The sequence below is a fragment of the Streptomyces laculatispora genome (assembly GCF_017353455.1).
Taxonomy (GTDB): domain Bacteria; phylum Actinomycetota; class Actinomycetes; order Streptomycetales; family Streptomycetaceae; genus Streptomyces; species Streptomyces laculatispora.
Map to the genome: position 1 here is coordinate 1 of NZ_JAFMPZ010000147.1, position 5,931 is coordinate 5,931.

8 protein-coding genes are annotated in these 5,931 nt (G+C 71.2%); 4 read left to right on the forward strand and 4 right to left on the reverse strand.

Translation table 11 applies throughout. From position 1 onward, the window contains the following. Together J1C73_RS08805 and J1C73_RS08810 are read left to right on the forward strand one after the other, a co-directional pair. Positions 1-751: GlxA family transcriptional regulator (locus J1C73_RS08805; RefSeq protein ID WP_207315843.1), on the forward strand; the 751-nt coding region annotated here is incomplete at its 5' end. Positions 752-772: 21 nt separating this feature from the next. Then, entirely contained in the window at positions 773-1,408 is a 636-nt protein-coding gene (locus J1C73_RS08810) for a DJ-1/PfpI family protein (RefSeq protein ID WP_207315844.1), read from the forward strand. Between the two features lie 10 nt (positions 1,409-1,418). On the opposite strand, the gene J1C73_RS08815 is transcribed toward J1C73_RS08810, so the two are convergent. Next, positions 1,419-2,177: an enoyl-CoA hydratase/isomerase family protein gene (locus tag J1C73_RS08815; RefSeq protein ID WP_207315845.1), complete on the reverse strand. Its 759-nt coding sequence runs from the start codon at positions 2,175-2,177 to the stop codon at positions 1,419-1,421. Positions 2,178-2,257: 80 nt separating this feature from the next. Between J1C73_RS08815 and J1C73_RS08820 the strand changes: the two genes are divergently transcribed. Together J1C73_RS08820 and J1C73_RS08825 are read left to right on the forward strand one after the other, a co-directional pair. Then, the gene (locus J1C73_RS08820; RefSeq protein ID WP_307797631.1) at positions 2,258-2,896 is read left to right on the forward strand and encodes an HdeD family acid-resistance protein; all 639 of its coding nucleotides are present in this window, start codon (positions 2,258-2,260) and stop codon (positions 2,894-2,896) included. 134 nt (positions 2,897-3,030) lie between these two features. Next, positions 3,031-3,486 carry an ATP-binding protein gene (locus tag J1C73_RS08825; RefSeq protein WP_207315846.1) on the forward strand — a complete coding sequence of 152 codons (456 nt, stop codon included), beginning with the start codon at positions 3,031-3,033 and terminating at the stop codon, positions 3,484-3,486. Between the two features lie 23 nt (positions 3,487-3,509). Here J1C73_RS08825 and idi read toward each other — a convergent pair whose 3' ends face one another. The 3 genes from idi to J1C73_RS08840 all read right to left on the reverse strand — a co-directional run. After that, positions 3,510-4,103, reverse strand: a complete 594-nt coding sequence (gene idi / locus J1C73_RS08830) for an isopentenyl-diphosphate Delta-isomerase (RefSeq protein ID WP_123464486.1) — start codon at positions 4,101-4,103, stop codon at positions 3,510-3,512. Positions 4,104-4,252: 149 nt separating this feature from the next. Next, a complete protein-coding gene (locus tag J1C73_RS08835; protein ID WP_207315847.1) occupies positions 4,253-4,846 on the reverse strand; it encodes a GNAT family N-acetyltransferase in 594 nt (197 codons plus the stop codon). A gap of 226 nt (positions 4,847-5,072) precedes the next feature. After that, on the reverse strand, positions 5,073-5,931 hold an 859-nt coding region (locus J1C73_RS08840), incomplete at its 5' end, for a cation diffusion facilitator family transporter (RefSeq protein ID WP_242643915.1).

Consider the following 5,931-nt stretch of genomic DNA (forward strand, 5'->3'; position numbering starts at 1 on the left):
CCTCGTCGGCTGGCTGCGCGAAAACGCCCCGCACGCCGAACGGCTCGTCTCCGTCTGCAGCGGCGCACTGCTGCTCGCCGCTGCCGGTCAGCTGGACGGTCACCGGGTGACCACGCACTGGATGCTCTGCGACCACTTGGCCCGCGCCTATCCGGAGGTCGAGGTGGACCCCGAACCCATCTTCGTACGCGACGGCAGGCTGGCCACCTCCGCCGGAGTCACCGCGGGCATCGATCTCGCGCTCGCACTCGTCGAGGAGGACCACGGCCGGGACGTGGCGCTCACGGTCGCCCGGCATCTGGTGGTCTTTCTGCGCAGGCCGGGGAACCAGGCTCAGTTCAGCGCCCAGCTCACCGCCCAGACGGCCCGCCGCGAACCGTTGCGCGAGGTCCAGCACTGGATCACCGAACACCCCGGCGACGACCTGTCCGTCGAGGCTCTCGCCGCCCGCGCCCGGCTCTCGCCGCGGCACTTCGCCCGCGCCTTCCAGGCCGAGACCGGTATGACACCCGGCCGGTACGTCGACCGCGTCCGTCTCGAACAGGCCCGCAGGCTCCTGGAGGACACCACCGACGGCGTGGCGGGCATCTCGCGGCTGTGCGGCTACGGCACGCCGGAGGCGATGCGCCGCGCGTTCATCAAGGCACTGGGCACCGCACCCGCCGAATACCGCAGGCGGTTCGCCCCCCGTCCGTCGGCCGGCCCCGTCCACGGGCCCGGCCCCACCGAACCCCTCACCATCGGTCACTGACCGGAAGGCAGGCAGCCACCCATGCAGATCGCCATTGTCCTCTTCGACCGTTTCACCGCGCTCGACGCCGTCGGACCGTACGAGATCCTGTCCCGTGCCCCCGGCGCCGAGACCGTCTTCGTCGCCGAGCGGACCGGTCCCGTGCGCAACGACTCCGGCAGCCTGTCGCTGGTCGCCGACCGGACGTTCGGCGAGGTCCCGGCGCCCGATCTGGTGATAGTTCCCGGCGGCCCGGGGCAGCACGCCCAGATGGAGAACGAGACCCTGCTGGACTGGCTGCGCACCGCCGATGCCACCAGTACCTGGACGACCTCCGTCTGCACCGGCTCGCTGCTGCTCGCGGCCGCCGGGCTCCTGAAGGGGCGGCGGGGGACCTCGCACTGGCTCGCCCTCGGCACACTGAAGGGCTACGGCGTCGAGCCGACCGGCGACCGCGTCGTCATCGACGGCAAGTACGTCACGGCCGCGGGCGTCTCGTCCGGCATCGACATGGGACTCACCCTGCTCGGCCGGATCGCGGGCGACCGGCATGCCCAGTCCGTACAGCTGCTGACCGAGTACGACCCGCAGCCGCCGTACGACGCGGGGTCCCCCGAGAAGGCGCCGGCCGAGATCGTCGAGGAGTGGCGCGCCAAGAGCCGCTTCATCCTCCGGTAGCGGGGAGCGGTCAGGCCCGGGACGGCCAGGTGAAGCGCGGCGCGCGCCGTTCCAGGAACGCGGCGACCCCCTCCGCGGTGTCGCCGCTGCGGCGCGCCTGGTCCGCCCAGTGGGCGTCCCGGTCCTCGCGCCCCGCGGCGAACTCCTTCGCGGCCGACTGGGTCAGCCGCGAACGGGACACCAGGACCCGGACGTACGCCTCGACCCGCTTGTCCAGCTCGCCGGCGGGCAGCACCTCGTCGACCAGACCGGTCCGCAGCGCCCGGTCCGTACCGATCAGCTCGCCGGAGAACAGCAGGTGCTTCGCCGTCGCCGGGCCCGTCAGCGCGACCAGCCGGCGGGTCGACGACGCGGCGTAGACGATCCCGAGCTTCGCGGGGGTGACGCCGAACGACGCCCCCTCCTCGGCGAACCGCAGATCGCAGGCGGCCGCCAGCTGGCTTCCCCCGCCCACGCAGTAGCCGCGCACCGCGGCGATGGACGGCCGGGGGAAGGCGGCGAGCGCCTCCTCGGCCGCCACCGCGAGCCCCTGCGGGGCGCCCGAGGGGTCGCGGAGGGAGGAGATGTCCGCTCCGGCGCAGAAGGTGTCCCCGGCGCCCGTCAGTACCAGCGCGCGCACCGAGGAGTCGGCGGCCAGCTCCTCCAGCAGCACGGGCAGCGACTGCCACATCGCGGTCGTCATCGCATTGCGCTTGGCGGGATTGCTGATGACGAGGGTGGCGACGCCGTCCGCGACGGTGAGCTCCAGCCGGGGTTCCTTACGGTCCATGCGCCGGATGCTATCCGCACCGTTCGAACCTATGATCAAGAAGGGGCCGCGAAGCAGGCACACACCCCGAGGAGCTTCTGGTGGCCGACCCCGTAAGAGAAGGCAGGAAGCTCAGCCGCGGTTTCAGCGGCCTCGCCCTGCTCGGCGCTCTCCTCGTCGTCGCCGGTCTGGTCGGTCTCGTCTACACCGGCGTCGCGACGCTCACCTCGATGATCCTCTTCGGCTGGCTGCTGCTGATCGGCGGCCTGGTCGGGCTGCTCCACGCGATCCAGTCGCGCGGGACCAGCTACTTCTGGCTGGGCGTGGTGGTCGCCGCGCTGAACATCGCCGCCGGGGTCGTGGTTATCCGCCACCCGCACGGCACCGCCGAGGCGCTGACCATGTTCGCCGCGCTGCTCTTCCTGACCGGTGGGGTGTTCCGCCTCGTCGGAAGTGTGGTGGTGCGCGGCCCGCAGTTCGGCTGGACGCTCCTGCAGGGCGCCTTCGGACTGCTGCTGGGTCTGCTGGTCCTCTTCGACTGGCCGCACAGCAGCCTCTACGTGCTCGGCTGCTTCTTCTCGCTCGCCCTGCTCTTCGACGGACTCGGGCTCATCGCGATCGGTGTGGGAGGCCGCCGGATCGTCTCGATGGTCTCGGACCAGATGGCGCCTGCGGGAGGGGCGGCCCGGGGAGACCAGGTCCAGCCGCCAGCAGACGAGCAAAAGCGGTCCGATAACTGACTTACCCACAGCTGTTCGGTCAAGTTCCGTCGATAGAGGTCGACTTCTGCTCAGTGGTACGGACCGCACCAACTACGCCCCGCACCCTGTACTCGACGTGCAGTCACCATCGAGTCGAGAGCGGGTACCGGTCTATGGAGAGCCGCGGGAGTGTCCCCGCCAGGCCCGTGCCGTACGAAGGGGTCTGGCGGTTCACCGCCCCGGCCACGGACGTCTCCGTACCCCAGGCCCGGCACGCCGTACGCGATCTGCTGGACCGCCAGGGCGTACCGCTGGACGACGACATCGCCCAGGGGCTGCTGCTCATCGTCTCCGAACTGGTCACCAACGCGGTGAAGCACGCGGCGCTGCTCTCGCCGGAGTTCGCCGTGGAGGTGGCCGTGGGCGCCGAATGGGTCAGGGTGTCCGTCGAGGACAACCATCCGTACCGCCCGACAGCGCTGGAGACCGACTACGCGCAGACGGGCGGGCGCGGACTGCTGCTGGTCCGGGAGATCACCCGGGAGGCGGGCGGGGCCTGCGACGTGGAGCACACCGCGGGCGGCGGAAAGGTCATCTGGGCGGCGCTGCCGCTCAGTCCGCGCCCCTGACCCCTCCGCGCCCGCGGGCGTCCCTACCAGCCGGCAGCCGGACCGGTCAGCTCCCGGATCGCGGGCCTGGCGGCATCGAGCACCGTCATGAACCAGGCGGAGAACGGCGCCCGGTCATGCCGTTCGGCCAGCTCCTCGGCCGACACGAAGGCCGTCTCTCCCACCTCCTCCGGATCCGGCCGCAGCTGCTCCTGCGCCATGCCCACGAAGAGGTGGTTGAACTCCTGCTCCACCAGACCCGAGGCGGGGTCCGGGTGGTTGTAGCGGACGGTGCCCGCCTCGGCCAGCAGAGAGGGGGAGATGCCCAGTTCCTCGAACGTCCGCCGGGCGGCGGCGGCGAAGGGCGCCTCGCCCGGATACGGGTGACCGCAACAGGTGTTGGACCAGACACCGGGGGAGTGGTACTTGCCCAGGGCGCGCCGCTGCAGCAGTAGCCGGCCCTGCTCATCGAAGAGGAACACCGAGAACGCGCGGTGCAGTTGGCCGGGTGCCTGGTGGGCGGCGAGCTTCTCCGCCGTGCCGATGGTGGTGCCGTTCTCGTCGACCAGTTCGAGCATGATCGCTTCTGCTGAGCCGTTCGACGAGGTGTTCGCCGCGGTGGCTGGTGTGGTCGGCATACCCATCCTTCGCTGTGGTCCCGGCCCCGTGCGCCGGTCCCGTCGAGTGTGCTCAAGTCTGCCGTACAAAAGCGGCTTGTCCGCACTTCGGGTCCTGGCATGTCCGGCCCCGCCGCCCCACGCGGCCGCGGCGCGGCCGGACGGGCGGGTCAGATCCCGAACGCCACCGGGTACTGAATCGTGCCCTGGGGAACCGGCCCGGAATCATCGAGGACCAGCGCCATCATCGCCTCGTCCGGCACCTCGAAGCCCGGCCGGATTCCGTACCGCGACGCGGGCACGAAGCCGAACCTCGGGTAGTACCCGGGATGGCCGAGTACCAGGACCAGCGGCTCCGCGCGCAGGCGGGCCGCGTCGAGCACGGCCCGGACCACGGCCTGCCCCGCGCCCCGGCGTTGATGTTCCGGCGCCGTGGCCACCGGGGCGAGCGCCAGTGCCGGTACGCCCCCGACCAGGCAGCGGGTCAGCAGGGCGTACGCGGCCACGGAACCGTCGGGCGCCTCGGCCAGGCAGGAGAGCCCGGGCAGCCAGGCCTGGGGATCGCCGCGCAGTGCGTCGACCAGATGGGCCTCCGCGTCCGTCGGGAACGCCGCGGCGTTGACCGCGTGCACCGCTGCGGTGTCCGCCGGCGTCTCGGGGCGGGTCCTCCAGCGGGTGTCGTTGCCGCGGGACGGCTGCTCCGGATCGCGGTCGTGCGGGGAGCGGGACGGTTCGTCGTGCTGGGAGTGATCGTTGTCGGTCAACGTGGGAAACCCTTGGGTGAGCGGGCTCCGGCCGACGTGCCGACTCGGTGAGAGCCGGAGGACTAGCCGGGAACCCTGGAGCTGAAGCAGGACCGGAGGGTGCGCAGGGCAGGTGCCTTCGCGGCGGTCATCAGCCCCAGCTCCTCTCTCGGACACGGCTCTCACACGGGTGGAGGCTCGTACGCCTCTGCGAAAACCCTACACCGCCGGTTCTTTCGCCCCCGCGTCAGCGGCAGAGCCTCGCCTCGTGCTCGGCGTGCCCGCTCGGCTCCAGCTGGAAAGTGCAGTGCTCGACGTCGAAGTGGTCGCCGAGACAGCCCTGCAGTTCGTGCAGGAGCTTCTCGTGCCCGATCGAGTCGAGCAGTTCCTGGTGCACCACCACATGGGCGGAGAGCACCGGCATGCCGGAGGTGATCGTCCAGGCATGGAGGTCATGGACGTCCAGCACCCCGGGCAGGGCCGTGATGTGGTCGCGCACCTCGCCCATGTCGACGCCCTTGGGCGCCGACTCCAGCAGCACGTTCAGTGTCTCCCTGAGCAGCTTCACCGTACGCGGAACGATCATGAGGCCGATGAGCAGCGAGGCGATCGGGTCCGCGGCCTGCCAGCCGGTGGCCAGGATGATGCCCGCCGAGATCAGCACGGTCACCGAACCGAGAGTGTCCGCGAGCACCTCCAGATAGGCGCCCCGCACATTGAGGCTGTCCTTCTGCCCGCGCACCAGCAGCGACAGCGACACCATGTTCGCCACCAGGCCGACCAGGGCGAAGGCGATCGTCAGCCCGCCCCTGGTTTCGGCCGGGCTGACGAAGCGCTCCACCGCCTCGAAGAGGAGGTAGCCGCCGACCCCGAGCAGCAGCAGGCAGTTGGCCAGCGCGGCGAGGATCTCGGCGCGGGCGTAGCCGAAGGTGCGGTTCGGTCCGGCCGGTTTGTTGGCGAAGTGGATCGCCAGCAGGGCCATGCCGAGGCCCAGCGCGTCGGTCGCCATATGGGCCGCGTCGGCGATCAGTGCCAGGGAGCCGGACAGCAGCCCGCCGACGATCTCCATGACCGTCACGGTGAGCGTGATGCCCAGCGCGATGCGC